Source organism: Shewanella sp. KX20019 (genome assembly GCF_016757755.1).
Lineage (GTDB): Bacteria > Pseudomonadota > Gammaproteobacteria > Enterobacterales > Shewanellaceae > Shewanella.
Genome location: NZ_CP068437.1, coordinates 284,763 through 304,975 on the forward strand (window position 1 = coordinate 284,763; position 20,213 = coordinate 304,975).

Annotated in this window: 19 protein-coding genes; 13 read left to right on the forward strand and 6 right to left on the reverse strand. The window is 44.4% G+C overall.

The features are described from left to right. Positions 1 to 192: 192 nt before the first annotated feature. From JK628_RS01280 to flhA, 8 genes are all read left to right on the forward strand, one after another. Entirely contained in the window at positions 193 to 1,074 is an 882-nt protein-coding gene (locus tag JK628_RS01280; RefSeq protein WP_202287488.1) for a FliM/FliN family flagellar motor switch protein, read from the forward strand. After that, positions 1,067 to 1,423, forward strand: a complete 357-nt coding sequence (fliN, locus tag JK628_RS01285) for a flagellar motor switch protein FliN (RefSeq protein WP_202287489.1) — start codon at positions 1,067 to 1,069, stop codon at positions 1,421 to 1,423. Before JK628_RS01280 ends, fliN begins: the two co-directional genes overlap by 8 nt. A 2-nt stretch (positions 1,424 to 1,425) precedes the next feature. Next, the gene (fliP, locus tag JK628_RS01290; RefSeq protein ID WP_202287490.1) at positions 1,426 to 2,154 is read left to right on the forward strand and encodes a flagellar type III secretion system pore protein FliP; all 729 of its coding nucleotides are present in this window, start codon (positions 1,426 to 1,428) and stop codon (positions 2,152 to 2,154) included. A 42-nt stretch (positions 2,155 to 2,196) separates the two neighbouring features. Continuing rightward, positions 2,197 to 2,343, forward strand: coding sequence for a hypothetical protein (locus tag JK628_RS01295; RefSeq protein ID WP_202287491.1), 147 nt, complete (start codon positions 2,197 to 2,199; stop codon positions 2,341 to 2,343). 4 nt (positions 2,344 to 2,347) lie between these two features. Beyond that, positions 2,348 to 2,617, forward strand: a complete 270-nt coding sequence (locus JK628_RS01300; protein WP_202287492.1) for a flagellar biosynthetic protein FliQ — start codon at positions 2,348 to 2,350, stop codon at positions 2,615 to 2,617. An 11-nt stretch (positions 2,618 to 2,628) separates the two neighbouring features. Then, positions 2,629 to 3,408: a flagellar biosynthetic protein FliR gene (fliR, locus tag JK628_RS01305; protein WP_272931638.1), complete on the forward strand. Its 780-nt coding sequence runs from the start codon at positions 2,629 to 2,631 to the stop codon at positions 3,406 to 3,408. Continuing rightward, positions 3,405 to 4,538, forward strand: coding sequence for a flagellar biosynthesis protein FlhB (flhB, locus tag JK628_RS01310; RefSeq protein WP_202287493.1), 1,134 nt, complete (start codon positions 3,405 to 3,407; stop codon positions 4,536 to 4,538). The genes fliR and flhB overlap by 4 nt, the downstream gene beginning before the upstream one ends. A 72-nt stretch (positions 4,539 to 4,610) precedes the next feature. Continuing rightward, the gene (gene flhA / locus JK628_RS01315) at positions 4,611 to 6,635 is read left to right on the forward strand and encodes a flagellar biosynthesis protein FlhA (protein ID WP_202289668.1); all 2,025 of its coding nucleotides are present in this window, start codon (positions 4,611 to 4,613) and stop codon (positions 6,633 to 6,635) included. Between the two features lie 75 nt (positions 6,636 to 6,710). On the opposite strand, the gene JK628_RS01320 is transcribed toward flhA, so the two are convergent. Further along, positions 6,711 to 7,241 (reverse strand): GNAT family N-acetyltransferase, encoded by a 531-nt coding sequence (locus tag JK628_RS01320; RefSeq protein WP_202287494.1) that lies wholly within the window; start codon positions 7,239 to 7,241, stop codon positions 6,711 to 6,713. Between the two features lie 106 nt (positions 7,242 to 7,347). Here JK628_RS01320 and JK628_RS01325 point away from each other — a divergent pair, with 106 nt between their 5' ends. Together JK628_RS01325 and JK628_RS01330 are read left to right on the forward strand one after the other, a co-directional pair. Then, complete coding sequence (locus JK628_RS01325) at positions 7,348 to 8,772, forward strand: aminotransferase-like domain-containing protein (RefSeq protein ID WP_202287495.1); 1,425 nt, start codon at positions 7,348 to 7,350, stop codon at positions 8,770 to 8,772. Positions 8,773 to 8,948: 176 nt separating this feature from the next. Further along, positions 8,949 to 9,500, forward strand: coding sequence for a class IV adenylate cyclase (locus JK628_RS01330; protein WP_202287496.1), 552 nt, complete (start codon positions 8,949 to 8,951; stop codon positions 9,498 to 9,500). Positions 9,501 to 9,517: 17 nt separating this feature from the next. Here JK628_RS01330 and JK628_RS01335 read toward each other — a convergent pair whose 3' ends face one another. Continuing rightward, on the reverse strand, positions 9,518 to 10,687 hold the full coding sequence (locus tag JK628_RS01335; RefSeq protein ID WP_202287497.1) for a BamA/TamA family outer membrane protein: 1,170 nt from the start codon (positions 10,685 to 10,687) through the stop codon (positions 9,518 to 9,520). Between the two features lie 109 nt (positions 10,688 to 10,796). On the opposite strand from JK628_RS01335, the gene JK628_RS01340 reads away from it, so the two are divergent. Both JK628_RS01340 and JK628_RS01345 read left to right on the forward strand, forming a co-directional pair. Continuing rightward, positions 10,797 to 11,225, forward strand: coding sequence for a MarR family winged helix-turn-helix transcriptional regulator (locus JK628_RS01340; RefSeq protein ID WP_202287498.1), 429 nt, complete (start codon positions 10,797 to 10,799; stop codon positions 11,223 to 11,225). Positions 11,226 to 11,359: 134 nt separating this feature from the next. Then, entirely contained in the window at positions 11,360 to 11,833 is a 474-nt protein-coding gene (locus tag JK628_RS01345; protein ID WP_202287499.1) for a peroxiredoxin, read from the forward strand. Positions 11,834 to 11,887: 54 nt separating this feature from the next. Here the strand turns inward: JK628_RS01345 and JK628_RS01350 are convergent, their stop codons facing one another. The 4 genes from JK628_RS01350 to JK628_RS01365 form a co-directional block, all read right to left on the reverse strand. Next, the gene (locus tag JK628_RS01350) at positions 11,888 to 12,739 is read right to left on the reverse strand and encodes a hypothetical protein (protein ID WP_202287500.1); all 852 of its coding nucleotides are present in this window, start codon (positions 12,737 to 12,739) and stop codon (positions 11,888 to 11,890) included. Positions 12,740 to 12,851: 112 nt separating this feature from the next. Continuing rightward, positions 12,852 to 14,795 carry a methyl-accepting chemotaxis protein gene (locus JK628_RS01355; protein ID WP_202287501.1) on the reverse strand — a complete coding sequence of 648 codons (1,944 nt, stop codon included), beginning with the start codon at positions 14,793 to 14,795 and terminating at the stop codon, positions 12,852 to 12,854. 233 nt (positions 14,796 to 15,028) lie between these two features. Beyond that, a complete protein-coding gene (locus JK628_RS01360; protein WP_202287502.1) occupies positions 15,029 to 18,190 on the reverse strand; it encodes a lantibiotic dehydratase in 3,162 nt (1,053 codons plus the stop codon). A gap of 10 nt (positions 18,191 to 18,200) precedes the next feature. After that, positions 18,201 to 19,424, reverse strand: coding sequence for a lanthionine synthetase LanC family protein (locus tag JK628_RS01365; protein ID WP_202287503.1), 1,224 nt, complete (start codon positions 19,422 to 19,424; stop codon positions 18,201 to 18,203). Positions 19,425 to 19,689: 265 nt separating this feature from the next. On the opposite strand from JK628_RS01365, the gene JK628_RS01370 reads away from it, so the two are divergent. Beyond that, positions 19,690 to 19,890, forward strand: coding sequence for a hypothetical protein (locus tag JK628_RS01370; protein ID WP_202287504.1), 201 nt, complete (start codon positions 19,690 to 19,692; stop codon positions 19,888 to 19,890). The last annotated feature ends 323 nt before the right edge of the window (positions 19,891 to 20,213 follow it).

Here is a 20,213-nt window from a genome sequence, read left to right on the forward strand (position 1 = left end):
AACGTGCACTTTGCCTTGTTTGATCATAAGATCTTGTTTTTACGAGTTTTGGGTGTTCTAATAAATAACGCTTTAGCATTTCATGTTGAGTGTATGTTGTATTTTGATGTTATTTTGACGATCGTCATTTAAATAACTCTTTTAACCGTAATGTCGGTTGTTTGACGATCGCAATGTTTTATAGGAATTAACGTGAAAACAACCGCAAAAGCTAGTTTAATTAAGTTCAATCATGCTTTGGAATTAAGGCCTGTAGTATTGATTAAGGAAAAATTAGCTAGGAGTCGATTATTAACTCAATTATCTAATCGTCAGCGTAATATGCTGGACGCTATAAATGAACTGCTTATGCCGATTATACGTCAAGGTCATTTAGCGTTATCAAATGTATCGCTAAGTGCAAAAAACAACCAGGTAACTCCGCAGTTACATGATGCTTGGTTTTTATTGAGTTATAACCGTATTGAGTTGGGGTGGTGGCAAATTGACAAGTGCACTCTAGATCAGTTGGCAAGCGGATACTATGGCAGTTGTTTGACGGCACCTAAATCTCCCCTAAGAGCACCGAGTCACTCTGAACTACGTATCGTGAAAAGAATGATTCTGGCTATGATAGCCACATTGCCGGTGTCAGACATCGATGCCGATAAACTAGAGCTCGAATTGGTGTTGAATAATACACCGCTTAAAGTGCCTGTTTGTTGTGAGCTGAGCTTTCCATTAGGGCACGCTGGTCCGCCGATTCATTTTTATATGGCTGAGCACTTGTTGGAGTTGATGGCGGAGCAGCCGAGTCAATACCAGGCTGATCCTGAGTTGGCAGAGAAGCTAGCCAATAGACTTAAACAGATCCCGCTACGGACTTCACTTGAGCTTGGGCACCAAAGTATGCCTGTAACCTCACTGCAAAATGTCGCAGTAGGCGATATTTTACCGATGAATTTACACTCTCGCTGCCCACTAACTATCGGCAAAAGACCACTTTTTTACGCCACAGTGCATACCCATGAAGGTCAAATGGTGGCCAAATTATCTCAAGAAGCCTTTCAAATGGAGGAGCAATCCAATGGCTGAAAATAGTATTATGCAGGACGATAACTTTCTTTTAGACGATGATTTTTTTGCAGAAGATGTCGTCGAGGAATCCAAAGCACAGGCTAAGCCTGTAAAAGATATGTCGTTTTTTAATCAGCTTCCGGTACACGTGACATTGGAGCTTGCTAGCGTAGAAATATCGTTAGGAGAGTTGGCCAAAATGGGTGAGGGCGATGTAGTTGCACTTGATCGCATGGTTGGAGAACCGCTAGATATTCGCGTCAATGGTGCATTACTTGGGCGTGGCGAGGTGGTCGAAGTCAACGGTCGTTATGGTGTGCGTTTGCTTGAAGTCGAAGCAACGAGCCTTACGGGAGCTGTTAATTAACTATGTGGCGAGTGTTGCTGGTTATATTTGCCTGCTTTTCATCGGCGGCGTATGCAGGAGATGGATTAACGTTATTTTCGCTGGCTGACGGTGATAAAACCCAGTCTGTGAATATCAAGTTGGAAATCTTAGCGCTCATGACTGTGCTAAGTTTTTTGCCGGCGTTATTGATGATGTTGACCAGCTTTACCCGCATTATTGTGGTGTTGGCAATCTTGCGGCAAGCATTGGGTTTACAGCAGAGCCCCCCAAATAAAGTGCTGATCGGTATCGCCTTAGTGCTGACAATTTTTATTATGCGCCCAGTAGGGCAGTCGATTTACGATGAGGCTTTTCTTCCCTATGATCAGGGCCAAATTGAGCTGACGGAAGCGGTTGCTCTTGGAGAGAAACCGTTGCGGCAGTTTATGTTGGCGCAAACGCGTGAAACCGATCTTGAACAGATGCTAAAGATAGCTGACGAACCTACCACGTTAACGGCCGAACAGATCCCCTTCTTCGTGCTTATGCCTGCATTTGTGTTGAGCGAATTAAAAACAGCTTTTCAAATTGGTTTTTTGCTGTTTCTGCCTTTTTTGGTCATCGACTTGGTTGTTGCCAGTGTCTTGATGTCGATGGGTATGATGATGCTTTCTCCGCTCATTATCTCCTTGCCGTTTAAACTCATGGTCTTTGTACTAGTGGATGGATGGTCAATGACGGTGAGTACTTTGGTGGCCAGTTATGGATAGAAAGGTGATGTATGGGTTAGATCATCAGCTGAGGGGGAATAGATGAATAGTGTAAAGAGTGACGAACAAGTGTTAGCTCTATCTACGGGTGACATCATCTATTTACTGCTTGGCACGATTATGCTGATGTTAGTCATGCTAAACGACTGGCCCAGTGTGATTGAGCTGCTTACACGCGGGTTCTTTTAGGGTTATGGATGTCAATGAACTAACAGGAATGTTTGCCGAGGCGATATTTTTGGTCGTGACCATGGTCGGAGTCTTGGTGGTACCGGGGTTATTGATGGGGTTGATTATTGCGGTTTTTCAAGCGGCAACTCAAGTCAATGAGCAGACATTGAGTTTTCTACCACGCCTGGTGCTGACGTTATTAATGGTGGTTTTCTCCGGTGAGTGGTTGTTGATGCAGATCAGTGATTTCTTTAATCGACTATTTATGAATATTCCCCATATTATTGGCTGAGGATTAGTAGCATGTTATCGCTTACCTCAGTTCAAATTAGCGCGTTTATTGGCACGTTCTGGTGGCCTTTTTGCCGTATTATGGGCGCATTTATGGTGATGCCTTTCTTAGGCAGTAACTTTATCCCGGTCACCGTTCGCGTGCTGTTGGCATTTAGTATTTCAGCTTTACTGGCACCCATCTTACCGCCTGTACCACAGGTGGATGTACTCTCTTTACTGGCAATAGTCCTAGCTGTCGAACAGCTGCTTATTGGGTTCATGTTAGCGCTATTTTTGTCGATTATGATCCATGTGATGACGCTTCTTGGCGCAATGATGTCGATGCAGATGGGCTTATCTATGGCGGTAATGAACGATCCTTCAAGTGGCGGCAGTAATCCTATTATTGGCCTGTGGCTTTTACTGTATGGCACCCTATTATTTTTGGCATTAGACGGTCATCTAGTCGCCATTGGCGTGTTGGTTGATAGCTTTCGATTATGGCCGATAGGCAGCAGTGTATTTGATTTGCCGTTAATGGGACTCATTGGGCGCTTCTCCTGGCTGTTTGCCGCGGCGTTTATGCTGGCGTTACCGGCTATTTTGGCGATGTTAGTGGTTAACATCACGTTTGGCGTGTTAAGCCGAGCGGCACCCTCATTAAATGTGTTTGCACTTGGCTTCCCGATGTCGATGTTGATGGGTTTGCTCTGTGTGTTCTTCTCTTTCAGTGGTTTGCCTAACCGTTATAGCGACTTGTGTTTGGACGCCTTGTCTTCCATGTATCAGTTTATTGGCGGTTCACCATGAGCAGTAAAGATACTGGCCAGAGTAAAACTGAAAAAGCGACACCGCAAAAGTTAAAAAAAGCCCGTGATGAAGGGCAGGTACCTCGCTCAAAAGATTTAGCCTCTTCGGCGTTGATTATTGGTTGCTCAATATTACTGACTACGACAGCGGACTGGATTGCAGCAAAGGTGGCGGAGTTGACCAGACTCAATATGTCGTTCACCAAGGCGCAGTTAGATGAGCCGGGAATGATGACCAGGCATTTAGCGCACTCGTTATTAGAAATACTCAATATCCTGGGGCCACTATTTTTAATGGTGGCCATCATAGCGATGATCGCAGGTGCCATGCCAGGTGGCCCGGTTTTTAGTTTTAAAAATGCGAGCTTCAAATATAGCCGTATCGATCCCATTGCGGGCTTAGGTCGAATTGCGTCGATTAAGTCTTTGGTTGAACTAGTAAAATCGATACTAAAAATAGTCTTGTTGATTAGCATCATGTTGCTTTTTTTGGAGAAAAACTTTCAGGCACTAATGGCTGTCAGTCAACTGCCGATTGATGAAGCGGTGATGCGCGGTATCGATATGTTGAGTTTAGCAATGCTTTATCTGGGGTTAGGCCTATTAGTCATCACGTTTATTGATGTGCCCTATCAATATTGGCACCACCACAAAGAGCTCAAAATGTCTTTGCAAGAGGTAAAGGACGAGCATAAACAACAAGACGGTAAGCCTGAGATTAAAGCAAAAATTCGTCAAATGCAGCAGCGTATAAGTCGCTCAAGGGCGGATGTATCAATCCCTAAAGCCGATGTTTTACTGGTCAACCCCAGCCATTATGCAGTGGCGCTAAAATATGAATTAACTAAGGCTGATGCACCATATGTTGTGGCTAGAGGCACCGACGAACTGGCGCTCTATATGCGTGATATTGCTAAGCGTCACGGTGTTGAGGTGGTTGAGTTACCGCCACTAACACGAGCAATTTACTACTCCACACAAGTCGAACAACAGATCCCAGCAGGGCTCTTTGTTGCTATTGCCCATGTGCTTACCTATGTGATGCAGCTGCAGGCTGCACGTAAGGGTCAGCAGGCCAAGCCTGATCCCTTACCACACTTTTATATCCCTAAAAACTTGCAACATGACTAAAGGTTATTTGATTTGAAGAACTGGATTACGCGTACTTTTGCCGGTAGCCCTAGTTATATCGGTATTCCAATTATGCTACTCGCTGTGCTGGCCATGGTGATACTGCCATTACCGCCATGGCTACTCGATATCTTTTTCACCTTTAACATCGTGTTGGCGGTGATGGTGTTACTTGTTGGGGTGTCAATTCGGCGCCCGTTAGAGTTTTCGGTATTTCCAACAGTACTGCTGCTAGCGACCTTACTGCGACTCACATTGAATGTCGCCTCGACTCGAGTGGTGTTGATAGAAGGTCATGAAGGTGGCGATGCTGCAGGTAAAGTGATCCAAGCTTTCGGTGAGGTGGTGATAGGCGGCAATTATGTTGTCGGTGCAGTTATTTTCCTTATTCTAATGATCGTTAACTTTGTGGTGATCACCAAAGGTGGCGAGCGAATCTCAGAAGTGTCGGCACGCTTTACCTTGGATGCCTTACCCGGTAAACAGATGGCAATTGATGCCGATCTAAATGCTGGGGTTTTGACCCAAGAGCAAGCCAGAGATAGGCGCCAAGAGGTTGCTCGTGAAGCTGACTTTTATGGTTCGATGGACGGTGCTTCAAAGTTTGTTCGTGGTGATGCGATTGCCAGTATCCTTATTTTAAGCATAAACATGTTAGGTGGCTTGGCGATTGGTGTCTTCATGCACGACCTAAGTGCCGCTGAAGCTTTTAAAACTTATGCCTTGTTGACGATCGGTGACGGCCTAGTCGCGCAGATCCCATCGTTATTGCTGGCTACTGCAGCGGCCATTATTGTAACTCGCGTATCAGATGCTGAGGAGATGCCAGAGCAATTGCGTCAACAGTTGCTGGCCAATCCGAAAACGATCGTTACTGCTGCGATAGTGATGCTAATTCTGGGCATCGTGCCGGGTATGCCAACCTTTGTTTTCCTATCTTTTGCAGCTTTACTCGGGTTTGTGGCTTGGAAACAGGGTCAAAGGCAGCCTGAGATTGCAGAGTCTAAAGTCGAGGAGCTGCGCGATAGCAATTTAAGTGAACCATCAGCTCCTAGTTGGGACGCGCTGCCGTACACCGATTTGGTTGAGGTACGTCTAGGCTATCGTTTAGTGCATCTGGTCGAGCGCAGTAAAGGTGCAGAGTTACAAAAGCGCCTGACAGGGATCCGTCGTACCCTTTCTGAACAAGCAGGTTTTTTATTAGCCGAAGTGCGAGTGCGGGATAATCTTTCGTTAGCGCCTAACGCTTACCAAATTAGCTTAATGGGTAACCCTGTCGTCACCGCGGAGCTTGACCCTGATCGCTTGATGGCGATTAAGAGTGGCCCGGTATTTGGTGATATAGACGGCGTGCTTACCAAAGAGCCCGCCTACCAGATGGACGCTACTTGGATAGAGCAAACTAACAAAGCTAAAGCGTTGAACCTTGGTTATTCAGTCGTTGATAATGCCACGGTCATTGCTACCCATGTGAGTAAGTTGATCCGTGAATCGCTGCCAGATATGTTGCAGCATGATGATGTTCTGTTGTTGAGCGATCGTTTAGCTAAGCAAAGCCCTAAGCTGGCGGAGTCGCTCAACAATGCGCTAACGCCAATATTGCAGTTGAAGGTTTACCGATTGCTGCTTAAAGAGCAGGTATCACTAAAAGATATTCGTACCATTGCCACGACGCTACTCGATTGCAGTGAAAACAGTAAAGACCCAGTATTGTTAGCTGCAGATGTACGTTGTGCCTTGCGTAATAGTATATTGAACTCCATCGTGGGTACCGAGCCGAAACTGAATGTGATGACACTCGCCCCTGAGCTTGAGCAAACCTTGATGTCAGCGTTAAATCAATCACAACAGCAGGGCAAAGGCTCACTAGATAGTTTTCCGGTTGAACCTCAGCTGTTGGCACAACTGCAGCAGCGTATGCCGCAGTTGCTAGCGCAGGCAAAGGAGCATGGTCACAGTCCGCTATTGTTAGTATCCCCGCAATTGAGGCCAATTTTAGCCCGCTATGCGTTAGCATTTGCGCGAGGCTTGCACGTGTTGTCTTACAATGAGATCCCAGAGACGCGGGAGTTGCTGGTTGCAGGACAATTAGGCTAGCCAAAATGATAGGTAAAGGGGATAGCGTGCTATCCCTTTTTAGTCTTTAGCAGTAAAGCTATTGTGTTTAAAGGCTTATCCTTGAGTGTTCGCCGACTTTAGATGGATGGCGTAACTGTCGATTGTATATCCACCATCTTGGTACTGCTTTACAAACCGCATCCCTAGTTTTTTGAGTACCTGGCTTGAGTCAGTATTTTCTGGCATCACTTCGCCATAAATGGTATCTAAATCCATATGGGCACGAGCGTATTCTATACAAGCTCGGTTGGATTCCGTCGCAAAGCCTTTACCCCAATAGTCAGGGTGAAAACGGTAACCGATATCGACGGCATTAATACGGCTTTCATTCTTAAAGCCGCAAAAACCGATGACAGATCCAGTCTCTTTTAGTACCACTGCCCAGCGGGCAAAGCCAAACTCTGCATACTCCTTAAGCCAGATGTTCTCGATGATCCCTGCTGCATCTGCAACACTTTCGCACATTCCTGCGTCGCCAGTGTAGCGGTTAACTGCTTCAGGAGCGTTGAAGTGGTAAACCGCTTGGGCATCATCACGATTGAATTCGCGAATGATTAAACGTGCCGTTTCAGTAATGATTTTCATATTATTTGCCCTCTATTCTGTATTGGTTTTCACTTTACATAGAGATCTAAATGCAAAACAGATACAGTTAATGTAAATAAAACCCAATACAGATTATGAGTTGTCAATGGCAGTGTTTAAATACCGACAAATCGTTGATGAGTTCATTGTAGCCATCGAGGCGGGACATTTGGCGGGTAAGCTGATGTCGGTACGCGCATTCGCTCAGCAAAGGCAACTGGGAGTCTCTACGGTAATACAGGCATATCATGAACTGGAACGTTTAGGTTGGGTGGTTGCTAAGCCCAAACGCGGCTATTTTGTGATATCTAGAGTCAATGCAAAACCACCAAACTATGGTCGCCAAATCAATAGAGTCGTTGCTGGACTAACCCTTGATAGGGCGGTGCAGTACTCCTTCAATGACAATGATATTTTACCGCTGTCGTGTACCGCCCCCAGCACCGTTATAGACCCAGAATTATTGCTAAATCAGCTGCACAAAAAAGCGTTGGCTAAACGGCCCTATAAGCTATGGATGCAAGACCCTATCGAAGGTGTTGCAGAGTTTAGGCAAGCCATTTGTCAGCATCTGCTTCGCAGTCAGCAAGTGTTTGATTACGAGCAAGTACTGGTGACAAACGGGCGGCAAGAGGGGCTAATGTTAGCGCTTATTGCCGCTAAGGCCTTGCAGCAGCCGATTGCCGTCGAGTCGCCGATGTCGTTCTATTTCCAAACGATGTTGAAACAGTTCAATGCAGATGTGGTTGAAATACCGATGCAGGCCGACTACCAAGATGAGCTAGCGCTGCTAAGTGGTGCTTACGAATCGCAGTCTTTTACCACCTATTTGGTTAATCCTAATTTTGCTGACCCTACCGGAAGAGTGCTCAGTAGAAGTGAAAAGCTACAACTTATTGAGTGGGCAGAAATACGTAATGTGACGTTAATAGAGTACGATCGTGGTGAGCTCTATTTTGGCTGCGAACGCCCTGCGACGATTGCAAGCTTGGTGGCAGAGCAGTCATCATGCCGAGTGATCTGTATTGTCGATTTTTACGATACCATTTCACCGACCATCAGTTTGGGCTATTTACTGTGTGTTAATAGCTTTGATGAGTGCCAATTTGCCAAGCAGACCGTCGCCGAAGAGCCAAGTATAGTGCTGCAACACATGCTGCAACAGATGATGGACTCTGGCCGCTATGACAAACATCTCACTGCACTTCGGGCTCAAATACAGCAGAACTATAGTGCGACAATGACACTGCTTAGACCGCGGCTGGCTAGCATCAGCGCCACCCAGCTTTATCTTAGCCAGCCAAGCGGCGGCCCCTGTATTTGGTTTCAGCTGCCAGCGCATTTAAGCAGCCAAGAGTTGTGGCATAGAGTGATTGAGAAGAAATTGTCTATTGCGCCTGGAGCCATGTTTACGCTCGATAGTCGTTACGATAACTATTTCCGCATAACCTATGCCTTGCCATGGAATGACGACATGGAAAATGGCATTAGTTTACTGGGGCAGATCATCGCAGAATATGTGCAGCAATAGGGGCTTTGATTATTCATTGCTGGCTGTGCTCATTTTGCGTATTCGCAACGTTGTTTGTTGATGCTAAACATGTTTAAGCTGAATCGATTTTTAATCAGCCGGTAAATTATTTACACTTGTAGCCTAAGGCTTTTAGCCACCCAATTTGAGACTATTTAGTGGAACGGGTATAACTCATGAGCCAAGAGCATTTTAAAGGTAAATTTGAAGTTGAATTGAAGTACCGCTTGGCGTCGAAGTCTGCTTTTTTAGCCATCCTTAATTCGACTATTGAGCATGAAGTGATGCTGCAAGATAACCTTGAGTCAGACAGTTATTTTGACCAGCAAGATACACTGCTGACACAAGGTAAGAGCGTATGTATCCGTGAGATGGAGCCCTCTGGTATTAAGCTATGGATAGTCAAAGGGCCGCAGGCTGATCGTTGTGAAGCGACTAATATAACTGATGCTAAAAGTGCTCGAAGCATGCTGAGGACCATGGGCTATGAGGTGGTACTTGAGATGAAAAAGATCCGTAGTATCTACTTCATTGGCAAGTTTCATATTACGGTTGATCATCTTGAAGGGCTCGGAGATTTTGCAGAGTTTGCGATTATGACTGATGACGAAGCACGTTTAGAGGATTACCGTAAAGAGTTGGTGGCCTTAGCGGCAAAGTTTGCTTTAACCGCCGCTGATATCGAACAGCAATCCTATCGACAGCTGCAAACGAAGAATAATCGTTAACCACAATCGCAGTAGACCTAAATGCTTTCGCCAAAGCCGAAGTAGACGATGGTATCGCCGTCAGAGTTGTAGGTTAGATCGACTTTGATGTTCAGGCGTTCATAGGGCAGTATGTTGTATCTAAAGCCAACACCGATGACTCCGAGTAAGTCGCTGTCACGAAAGTCTTGAGTATTTCCCTGAAGTTGCTCACCAAAACTCTTGCCTACACCGCCGATAAGTACCACTGCTGACTTGTCCAAATAGTCGTTGCCAGTCGCCGAAAATTTGTGGCGGTATTCAACTTCTAAATTGACCATATTTGATGATATGTAGTCACCTATGGCATAGCCACGCTGCACTTCTTTACCTTGGCGACCATAAGTCGTGAATGCTGAAGAGGGTGCATTTTCTGCGTCAATCAAGTAGCGAGCAACAAATTTTGTCGCAATGATCCGGTTAGAGTTGTCGCCAATACTGTAAAAATGCCTGAAATCTGTAAAAACTGAGGAATAGGTTTTATCTGTGTCGTTACCAAGCCATTCAGCGTGGTTCTCGTACTGTAGATCCCAAATGAAGCCGCTATGAGGGTAATAGAAATGCTCTCTTGTATCCCACTGCATTGAAACGCGGTAGCCAATATCATCTTGGTAATCGCCAGTGAATCCAAAATCTTCAAGGGCACTTTGCTGTTCTGGATTATCGGCAGTATAACGGGTCGAGGTGTATATACCGCCAACGCCAAGGTAAAAGTCACTCGCCACTTTAAACATAAAGTCGGCATCGAATTCGATAGTCTCTTTATTTGAATCGATACCCGATAGCGGTTGATTGGTACTGGTAAACCCAGTTTCAAAAGAAAGTCGGAAATTATCTTCAAACAAGATAATATCCCCCGCAACTTTGGCAATGTAGCTATCATTACTGGTGTAGATCAAAGGGATAGCAATCGTTGATGCATCTGACACTAAATCATTTTCGTCGGGATAAAATGCAAACAGAGGGATTGCGCTAATCCCCGCCTTTATTGAAGGGTCATAGAAGGGGAGAATAATCGGTTTGAACTTGTTAGTTCGGTCGCTATTAATTACAACTTCTTGGACGACTTCAGTATTGGCAGAGGTATTACTTACCTCATTTGAATAAGCTGGACTGATGACGGCTGCAGCTAAGCTACAAGCCAATGTATTTAGTTTAGTGATACGCATTGGATATGTTGCTATACAATTTTAAAAGGAAGCGCATAATACGGCACGGAGGTTGTACATACAACTAGGTTAATTACCAGTTACTAATTCTGATGTGGGGAATAAATGAATGGAATTGAATAGTAAACTTTTTTATCAGATCTCTTTGCTGCACAGAGTTTTTCGTCGAGAAGCTCAAACTATTCTAGCGCAAGAATTAGATGTCACACTAGAGATGCTATCTATTATGCAGATTTTGTCTGAGTCGGGCGCTATGCCGCAGCAGCAACTTGCGGATCTACTTTTTATCGAAAAAAGCTCAATGAAACGCAACGTCGATAAGCTATTAACGAGAGGCTATGTGATTGCTGATTATGGCGTTGAGAAGAACAGAAAGTTCATCAATATTAGCGTTAAAGGCGAGCAAGTTCGCCTCAGTGGAAAGCAGATAATGCAGCAGCAAGAAACAAGCTGGTTACAGCACCTTTCAACAGCAGATCAGCAAAGCTTGATGAGTAGTATTAGTATGTTAGTGAAAAGCCGAGTACACGAATTGTAAAGGCCAAAGGGGTTTAGAGTAGCGAGTTGTAAGTGAGCAACTTGATAACCCTATTTTTTCTCTGTATTTGATTGCCGTAAATTGCACTAGCATGTAGCCACTCCAGTATTTAACCACTTAAAAAGGAACGCCCCATGATTGAACAAGGACAAGCTTTACCTAGCGGTACTCTGTCAGAGTTAACGAATGATGGCATGTTGAACCACAATGTTGCCGAGCTATTTGCCGACAAAAAAGTAGTACTTTTTGCCGTACCCGGAGCGTTCACGCCGACCTGCTCTGAAGCACACCTTCCAGGCTTTGTGGTGATGGCAGATGAATTTAAAACTAAAGGTGTCGATATTATCGCCTGTGTTTCAGTTAATGATGCGTTTGTGATGAAGGCATGGGGAACTGCGCAAAATGCATCTGAACTAACCATGTTAGCCGACGGCGATGCAAGCTTTACCAAAGCACTAGGGCTGGAGATGGATACAGCTGGCTTTGGTGGTGTACGTTCACAGCGCTATGCGATGGTGGTTGATAATGGTGTCGTTACAAGATTAAATGTTGAGGCACCACAGTCATTTGAGGTCAGTACTGCTGAAGCAATTTTAGCGACACTTTAAGTGATATAACTTAATAAAAAAGGAGCTTAATAGCTCCTTTTTTTATTGCTGTTTTTAGAAATAATGCACGTATTCAACCGCAACGCGATAAAGCACGTCATCAAAACCAATCAGGTCTTGTTCCGATTTTCGCTCAATATATTGCGAGATAAAATGCAGCAAGTTATTGTTATTAGCGAGCGGCACAATCACACTCATGTTAATGCGATTAAACTTGTATGACTTACCATCTTGGTAGTTCCACTGCCCATCGTAGCGACTGTAGTCGAAAGCGAGTTGCACTCCGGTATGGCCAAAGGTATAACGGTTGTTCCAAGAAAAGTAGTAACCATAACCCTTTCGGTTTAGCTCATCTTCGGTGATGCCTTGAGATTCTCGTGGCCAGTCGTCATCTTTCTCCTCTTCGCTATAAGCAACGCCAAGGCTGAGGCCCAGATCATAGTAATTGACATCGCCATAGCGATTATTTAGCCCGAGACCTAGTACCGCAAGCTGTTCGAACTCTTCAAGTTGTTGGCTGTTGTAGTGGCCTTCGTAGTGGCCAATAAAGCTTAACGTATGATTAGCATTATCGTTGATATTCATGAATGGGCGTTGATAGTGGAACTTCATGTCCATCGAGTCACGATATCGGTCTTCATCGTATTTCTCTGAATCACTTTCGTAGTAGTAAGTGCCGCGTACTCTAAAGTAGTTTTTATCTAGCTTATAAGTTTTATCGTAGCGAAGGTCATCCCAAATAAGCGATAGTCCTACGCCTTTCGATAGGGAACTCTCTGGAGAGTCTTCATAGGTTTCCATGCCTGATACGATAGATACTGCGAAAGGGGAGTCAGACTCTGCCGCACTAACCTGACCTGATAAAAAGCTTGTCGCGATAACCGCGCTTAAGAGGAGGTTGTTCATTATATCCCTATTCCCTTGGTGTTGATCCAGCATGACGCTGTTGAAAGTACTGTCATTTTAGCTGGGTTTTTAAGGAAAGGTTACAAAGAAATCAGCTTCACAAATATATTTTTTAAACGACTGTGTTAATTCCGAGGCTAACTTCGATGTTTTCGACACTCAGTTCAACCTCTTTTGCTATCTCATCGCTTTGCAGTGAGGCTGCTTGAGCATGGTCTTTAAGGCTATTCATCGCGCTAACAAAGTCGTCAAGATGGCTCACTTGCTCTAACGTGCTATTGGCACCTTGTTTAGCGGTATTTGCCATCTCACAGGCTTGAGATTGCACACTCTGAGCAACTTGCCATAAGCTTTGGGCACGCTGTTTTTGCACCCGCGTAACCTCGCCAATACCATGCACTCGTTCATCGAGGTCGGTATTGGCTTGGGTGAGTTGATTGAGGATCTGCAAGATCTCTTTTAGTGAGACTTGGGTGCGTTGCGATAGGTTTCTGACCTCGTCAGCCACCACGGCAAAGCCACGACCTTGCTCACCAGCTCTTGCCGCTTCGATGGCTGCATTTAAGGCTAGTAAGTTAGTTTGTTCAGCAATGTTGCTAATGGCATCAATGATCCTCGAAACGTCAGCAACAGATGTTGTCAGACTCGAAAGTGATTGATGGCAATGAGTGACTGCCAGTTGTGACTCTTCCGTTGCATCAAGCACGGCTTGGGCTTCTTGCTGGCTGAGCTGCATCTGCTGCATGGTCTGCTGTGCACTTTGCTCTACTTGCTCAGACGTTTGGCTAACATCTTTTGCCAATACGCGTATATGCTCTGTTTGATCTTGCGCCGTGAGTACAATATTTTGCGTTTGCTCGGCACTGGCTGAAAGATGTGAAATTCGCTCGACAAGCGAGCTTAATGATTGAGACACATGAGTGATCTGCTCGCGCTGTATCTCATCTTCTTTTTCAAACCGTTGTAACAGTTGGTTAAAGTGGCCTGCGATTTGGCCCGTTTCGCAACGGCGCTGAATCGACAGTCGCTCTCGGCTATTGGATTCACTTAACTTATAGAAGGCGCGGTTAAGATGTTTTAGCGGTTTAATTACCCGTCGTTGTTGCAGTATTAAATAGCCGATAGAAAACAGAATGAGTACCGACACCATGGTATATATTGCGATGCTGAGTTGCTGTTTAAGCTGCTGATTATGCAGGTCCTGTTCCGCTCCAAGCGCGAGTAACAGCTGCTCAATAGTCGCTATATCTTGGGTCATCGCTTGCTGAGTTCGTTGGTTTTCAATCAATAGCGAATGGGTATTATTGACCTCTTTGTTATAGCGATTACTTAGGCTTAAAAGTTCACTGCGGGCATTATCGCCTATCTCTATCTCTTCACCGCCTTCGTCGCCGAGGGCAAACTCATCAACCTCTAGTGTTTCATATATGCCGATAAGCGGCAGCATATCGAGCTTGTCGTGCCAAAGGTCAAGCTCACTAATTAGGCTATTCAATATAGATTTCAGCCGCTGCTCCTTGCCAATCAAATAGCCGTCAGTGACTTGAGATAGATCATAGACTAGCGGGGGCAGCTCTCTGGTTAATGCTAAGTATTTATTGGCAAGTTGTGGCTGCAGTTGCATGCCTTGGAGCGCGTAGTCAGCCATGCGCCGATTGTAATCGAGCATTTCAGATTCTGCATGGGCTAGTAGTTGCCGTGGGTTACCGGCAAGCTTCCCTGCAGCGCGATAGTCATTGTCGAGGGCGACAACAAAGTTTCTAATTGAAACTTGTAGTGGTAAAACTTCAACGCTTTGTTGTTGGCTAATAAGAGTCTGAATTTCTGCTAAGTTCAGCTTAGCTTGCTCAAGTTTGCTTGCATCCCCGCGACTAAGATAGCTATCAAGCTCGCGTCTTATCTCTACCAAAAAGGTTTTTTGGATCTGTTGTAGTTGTGAGGTTTGTTGCTCTATGAATTGTCGCTCTTCACTGCTCCAGAACACGACAGCAGCCAATAAAGCTGCGATGAGCAGCAACACTGCTGATGCAGAAAGCGATAGCGTTGAGATTTTCATTCCGTTGACCCACATCAAAAAGATGGGCTAAGAATATGTCACTAAGATTACAAAAAAATTACAGAGAAACAGCGGATTAGGAAAATATAGTTGTTATTTATGCAACATGAAATATTTTAATGTGGCAGACGAGTACGCGCTAGTTGTTAATAAACTCGGGGTGCTAGTCTGCCGTCAGAGGTCTAGTATCGAGCAAGGCCAGCGGCAAGTATCGTTACTCTGCTGGCCACCGACTAGTTAGCAATTTTTTTATTTCTTTGAATTTTTGAGAAATAGAAGCGTCGAGTGAAATCATGGACTACCAACTCTTGCTCTCTATTGTAGGCCTTAAATACTCGATTGTTGTGCATATGCAGCAGCGAGTTGATCAAGGTGTCGAAACTGCAATTAAGCTTACCTTCTTTTTGTAGCAGCTTAAGATTTGCAATCATGGGGTCAGCGAGCACTTGCCACTGTTGTAATAACTTGTGCAGCTCAAGCTGACTTGGTGACAGTGCAGTTTCAGTTACCAAGTTACCCAGCTTGGCCATGTCATCTGCAAGCTGGTGCTGCTTCTCTCTAAAGCGGTTTCCGAGTTGTTTTCTCAGCATAGCGCTTTCATTGAACTCGGAGCCAAAGCCTGTGCGTAATCGCGTTAGTAGGCTCAAAGTATCATCGTCATTGTAGTCAAATATATTGAATAACTTATTGCAGGTGAGTGCGGCGAGTCGCCAGCGCATGTCTTCGCCGTGCTCATCAATTTGCTGCAACATTGCTGCAATGAGTTGGCTGTCAGCCATGAAAAGCGCTTCGACTAGCTCCATAGCTTCTGGACCGCCATAACGCTCAACTTCACGCTCATAGGTCGACATTTCAACTCTATGCAACTGATTTGCCGCCAGCATAGGTTCAAACACACTGTTTAATAAGGGCAGTAGTTGCCCGTAAAGCTTCTCTGGAGAGCCTTGGAACCTGAGCCTAATATGCCAGTCGGGATCACCATAACGGATAAAGAACCATTTATTGAACAGTTCTGCATGCTGCTCAATCAATGGTAATAGCTGTTCGCTAAGCAGGTTTTCCACTGTGGTATTGCCCGAGTATATTTTCAGACTAAGCCACTCTGAGCCGGGTGCGAATCGACGAGTAATGTTTTTGGCTTCAATATTTTTAAGTGGATCTTCGTGAAGACAGGCTAGCTTAGCCGCTTGCTCATTGAAAAATGGAATAATAATTTCGCTATTAAAGTGTTGACCTTGTGCATTACTGACCACAGGTGTCAGCGTTTGGCTGAGAACCTCTTTTAGTGGAATGTGCTTTAAGCCCTTAGATTCTGACAGTAAGATAGCCAGCATGGCGGGGTTGGTTAGATCCAGTTGTAGTACGTGGTCGCTAACAGCGAATAACACCCAGTTTTCTAGTCTATATTTCTGCTGCAGCTTGCTCCATTGTTTATCGTTGATCTGCTCGGCTTGATATAACTTCTCTAATTCTTCTCGTGGTATTTGCCATGATTTTTCGGCCAAAATAAGATTATCTAGCATTATACGAGGACAAAATACTGCATTATCGAGACTGGTTGGTTTCGAAAATCTGGGCAGCGAAGTAGACTGATTTTGCAACATAGACAAAAATTTATAGCCACTAAGGCTTCTATCGGAATAGTTATGTGCACATGAGAGCCGTGGCACAACTTGCTTATTGAGTTTTTTGGACCACAGTTTAACTTCGTTGTTTTCGACCCAGACATACAGATCAGATAATGTTATTTGCTTATCTTCATCAAGCGATGAGTCAGCCATAAAGGTGATTTCATAGTCACGTAGATGAGGGCGGGCGATCACATTACCTGGGCGCCCCTCTGGGACGTGAGCAATTTCAGCAAATATCACATCTGGGCTGTGGCGCTCCTCCTGCTTTAAATGCGCTATCAGTTTAGTTTTCAGTTTGTCATCTAGATGGCAAAATCGACCTAACAGGTTAGCGGCAGATGGCCCGTAGCAACCATTATATTTCATAATGATTCGCTGATTTTTATCGTAATAGCAACTGACCATTGCCGCGAATGATGCGGGCAAACTCGTATCTTCTTTAAGCGTTTTTATTTGCTTTGTTAGATTAGTAGCAGATATAGATATAGTGCCTATAGTACTTATATTTGGTGCTGAATATGTTCGCTCTATCTCGAGCTCCAGTGGAGTGCTAGAGGCCTCTGCTTGGCTGCGATTATTCTGTCTACCCAGATTTATCCCAGCAATTAAAGGTGCTTCGTAACCCGTTTCGTTGGAAAAGCCAATTCCAGACTCTTCGTCGAGTAGTAGGTCCAGCGGTACAAATTGGCCTTCAAAGCGTTGATTGAATTTCTGAATGAAGTCCGTAAACGGCGAGTAGGGTCGCTGGTGGCTCTTATGCAGCAAATTTAAATGTTCTGCTAGCGTATCAACCTCCACTTGTGACAGTTCACATGAATTAAATTGGCGTATTATGTCAGTCTGAAACAATTTTCCTTCGTTAGGTTTGACTAATTCGTTGCTTAAAGAGTGGGTTACTGCTTGGTATTCATTGATCGATACCGTCGATTTTTGGTCAAAGCGCTGCAGATGAAATAATCCAGTTGCTAGTTGATCGGCATATTCAGCCTTTTTGATAGCATTAAAAGTGTCGATAAGGCTACTATCCGGCGAATAACCAGTGAGTGGCAGTGGTAACTTGGCGACCAATATCGACTCAGTGATTAATTGCTCCACATAGGGCTCTATGTCCACAGTTGTCGCGGCCGGGTGGGCTATTTGAAACTGTTTGACTAAGGATGAAAAGCTAATGCCCTGCTTCGACAGTTTTAGTGCGGTCAAGAAGTATTCGTCAGCTGCTATCGCGGATAGGCGGTACTGTTGATCATCGTTAGATTGATACGATTCGATATAGCGGCACTGTTCTGCGACAAAGTAGTGTGAGCTATTGGGGTGGTAGCGCATCGCATCGTCACGTATTGCTTGTGATGCTACTCTCGATTTTAACGCACTAAGATAGAACATATCGAGCCGTGTCTTGCGGCTATCTTGCAGGTAGTGCTGACTTACTATGCGGGTATCCTGCGTTACATTGCCCAGCGCGATCCCTGAGAATAGCCCAAAAGGTGTCGGGCGAGAACTCATGCGGATAAAGTATTTTATTAGCGATTGTTCGGTTTTATTTGCTTGTTTGCTATGCGGTTTTTCTTGCCATTGCGGTAGACTATCGATTAACGCAGGACTGGCTAAATACAAGGCTTCTTGTATGCCTGGCATATCTAGCCAAGCGTTAAGCTGTACTCGCATCTCTTCTCGGTCAGTTGAAATATTGCTGAGCTCTTCAAGGGGCAAGCGTGGCGCTCGGATCACAAAAAAGCTTTCATTTTTAGCTAAGGGCTTGGTCATAAGTAATCCTTTACGTCAATAGCAGGCTGTCTGCCCAGTCTGCGTTACCAGTGGTTGCGGTAATTAAAGCCAAACCTATACCGGCATAACCGGTAAGAAACCCAGTATCTTGTTCATATTGCAAAGATATTCCAGAATAGGCATTCAATCCTGCAAGGCCGCCTTCTGTGAATCGTTGTAGAGTGAAATCTAACCAGCGTAAGGCGGCTTGTTCGAGCTCTGGCTCATCGAGTATCTCGTTAAGCAGTTGGAACATGACGATCAGCCCACTACTGCCATGACAAAGTCCGGCATCAAAAATACTGCCATTGTCGGCGGTTCTTTTACTGGTTCTGATGGCTATATGGCGGGCCGCTTCAGTAAACCGGTCTAGGTTAAGGTCTCGGCCTACGCGTGCCAGCGTTAATGCGATAGGTAGATCGCCATAGCACCACCCCAGCCTGGCGATGCTGTCTGAGCCCGCTACTGAAGGAAAACCCAATTCGCCTTCATCGGTGGTTATTTGCTGTTCAAGAAGCCAGTTACAGCTTCGGACGAGTAGCGTTTGCACTCGATGTTCAAGCTGAGGAATTTTTATGGCCGGTAAGATGGCGGCAATAATACCGGGTACACCATGAGCTAGGCCCAAGTTAAACTCTATTTCATCAAGGTTTTCAGTGTTTAGCCTGAAAACCGAGTGGCTGGCTTGATGCCAAGATAACTGTTGTTCATTTACCTGTATGGCCAACGACTCATAGTGGGTGATGATTTTTTCATATAGGCGCGGGTCTGTAGAGCGCTTAAGTCGCCTAGCGGCATAGACAGCAACACCCGCCAATCCCAGTACATATTCAAGCTCACCCTGCCACTGCGGTGTACTCAAGGCGGTAATCATTAGCTCGTCCAAGGTGTTGCAAAATTCGATATCATAGTCATCACCCTGTTGTTGGTTGAGAAACTCTAGTGTCCAACCGATACCGCAAATTCCTTTACTTATTTCTAGAGTTAATCTGCCAATTGATAGCTTGTTTACAAGGTTTGCTATTTCGTCATTCAGAGTTTTCTCAATCTGAGCAGAACTGGTGTTGCTTATTGTCTCGGATAGATATAAATATGATAACTGGCCTGTCCGACCTCCTAGGAAACTGTTGGTTACAGCGGGGTAACTAATAATAGAACCAGAAAAGTCATGATGAATACTCTTGATGATATCTCGATTTGATAAAGATATATTTAATGGCGTAATCAGGGGCATAAGTAAATTCTTTGGTTGATTTGATTTATATTGGCAAAGTGGTTCGCTTTAATTTATTCTCCTTAATATACATCAATAATAATATATTTCACGTCAAAAATATTATAAAGACCAAGTTTTCTAGCGCCTAGGATAATACTGTCGTTAACTAATTTCAGCGCGTGGGAAGTATCGTAAATATTTTGACTTTGTTATTTCATTGAAGTATGCTCATTTTACGTACTGAATGAGTCGGTACAATAAGCGAAAAAATAGGGAAATCTGAATGAAACTTCATTTGAACAAAAAGAAACTTAAAAATCTTTCAAAAGATTGTGCGGCATTACCAAGAAATGTAACTCCACAAGTAGCTGGCGGCTCTTTTGAGTGTGGAATGTATACAGATAATTGTGGTGATGTTACAGGCGGTTGCTTAACAGGATGGAGCGAATTTCAAAATAAGTGCGTTGAATCGTATATTTGCTAACTTTTATATTAGGACAATATAATCTCCTATGATAAGTAGTAAACACATTGTTTTTACTATAAAGCTACCATCAATTAGGTAGCTTTATAGATATTTTGTCGCTAGGTAATTTGAACATCACTGCTCACCAATCTTCTTTGGTTTTAAATTTAATTAATGTAATGGCCTAAATCCGTGGTATTTTTTACTTAGTCGATTCTTCTTGCTTAAACTAACATAGTTTTATGATTTTTCAATCTGATATTACTTTTTTGATGCTTGATATATAGCGTATGCTTTAAATTTATTAATTTCTGGTACGCTGCTATCACATGAAGATAAGC

What these genes read in the sequence shown, in the direction of transcription:
- JK628_RS01360 (WP_202287502.1), bottom strand. Translation starts at nt 18,190, where the DNA reads ATGACCAAGCCCTTAGCTAAAAATGAAAGCTTTTTTGTGATCCGAGCG.
- JK628_RS01335 (WP_202287497.1), bottom strand. Translation starts at nt 10,687, where the DNA reads ATGCGTATCACTAAACTAAATACATTGGCTTGTAGCTTAGCTGCAGCC.
- JK628_RS01340 (WP_202287498.1), top strand. Translation starts at nt 10,797, where the DNA reads ATGGAATTGAATAGTAAACTTTTTTATCAGATCTCTTTGCTGCACAGA.
- flhB (WP_202287493.1), top strand. Translation starts at nt 3,405, where the DNA reads ATGAGCAGTAAAGATACTGGCCAGAGTAAAACTGAAAAAGCGACACCG.
- JK628_RS01350 (WP_202287500.1), bottom strand. Translation starts at nt 12,739, where the DNA reads ATGAACAACCTCCTCTTAAGCGCGGTTATCGCGACAAGCTTTTTATCA.
- JK628_RS01330 (WP_202287496.1), top strand. Translation starts at nt 8,949, where the DNA reads ATGAGCCAAGAGCATTTTAAAGGTAAATTTGAAGTTGAATTGAAGTAC.
- flhA (WP_202289668.1), top strand. Translation starts at nt 4,611, where the DNA reads ATGCTACTCGCTGTGCTGGCCATGGTGATACTGCCATTACCGCCATGG.
- JK628_RS01295 (WP_202287491.1), top strand. Translation starts at nt 2,197, where the DNA reads ATGAATAGTGTAAAGAGTGACGAACAAGTGTTAGCTCTATCTACGGGT.
- JK628_RS01365 (WP_202287503.1), bottom strand. Translation starts at nt 19,424, where the DNA reads ATGCCCCTGATTACGCCATTAAATATATCTTTATCAAATCGAGATATC.
- JK628_RS01325 (WP_202287495.1), top strand. Translation starts at nt 7,348, where the DNA reads ATGGCAGTGTTTAAATACCGACAAATCGTTGATGAGTTCATTGTAGCC.
- JK628_RS01300 (WP_202287492.1), top strand. Translation starts at nt 2,348, where the DNA reads ATGGATGTCAATGAACTAACAGGAATGTTTGCCGAGGCGATATTTTTG.
- fliN (WP_202287489.1), top strand. Translation starts at nt 1,067, where the DNA reads ATGGCTGAAAATAGTATTATGCAGGACGATAACTTTCTTTTAGACGAT.
- JK628_RS01320 (WP_202287494.1), bottom strand. Translation starts at nt 7,241, where the DNA reads ATGAAAATCATTACTGAAACGGCACGTTTAATCATTCGCGAATTCAAT.
- JK628_RS01370 (WP_202287504.1), top strand. Translation starts at nt 19,690, where the DNA reads ATGAAACTTCATTTGAACAAAAAGAAACTTAAAAATCTTTCAAAAGAT.
- fliR (WP_272931638.1), top strand. Translation starts at nt 2,629, where the DNA reads ATGTTATCGCTTACCTCAGTTCAAATTAGCGCGTTTATTGGCACGTTC.
- JK628_RS01355 (WP_202287501.1), bottom strand. Translation starts at nt 14,795, where the DNA reads ATGAAAATCTCAACGCTATCGCTTTCTGCATCAGCAGTGTTGCTGCTC.
- JK628_RS01345 (WP_202287499.1), top strand. Translation starts at nt 11,360, where the DNA reads ATGATTGAACAAGGACAAGCTTTACCTAGCGGTACTCTGTCAGAGTTA.
- fliP (WP_202287490.1), top strand. Translation starts at nt 1,426, where the DNA reads ATGTGGCGAGTGTTGCTGGTTATATTTGCCTGCTTTTCATCGGCGGCG.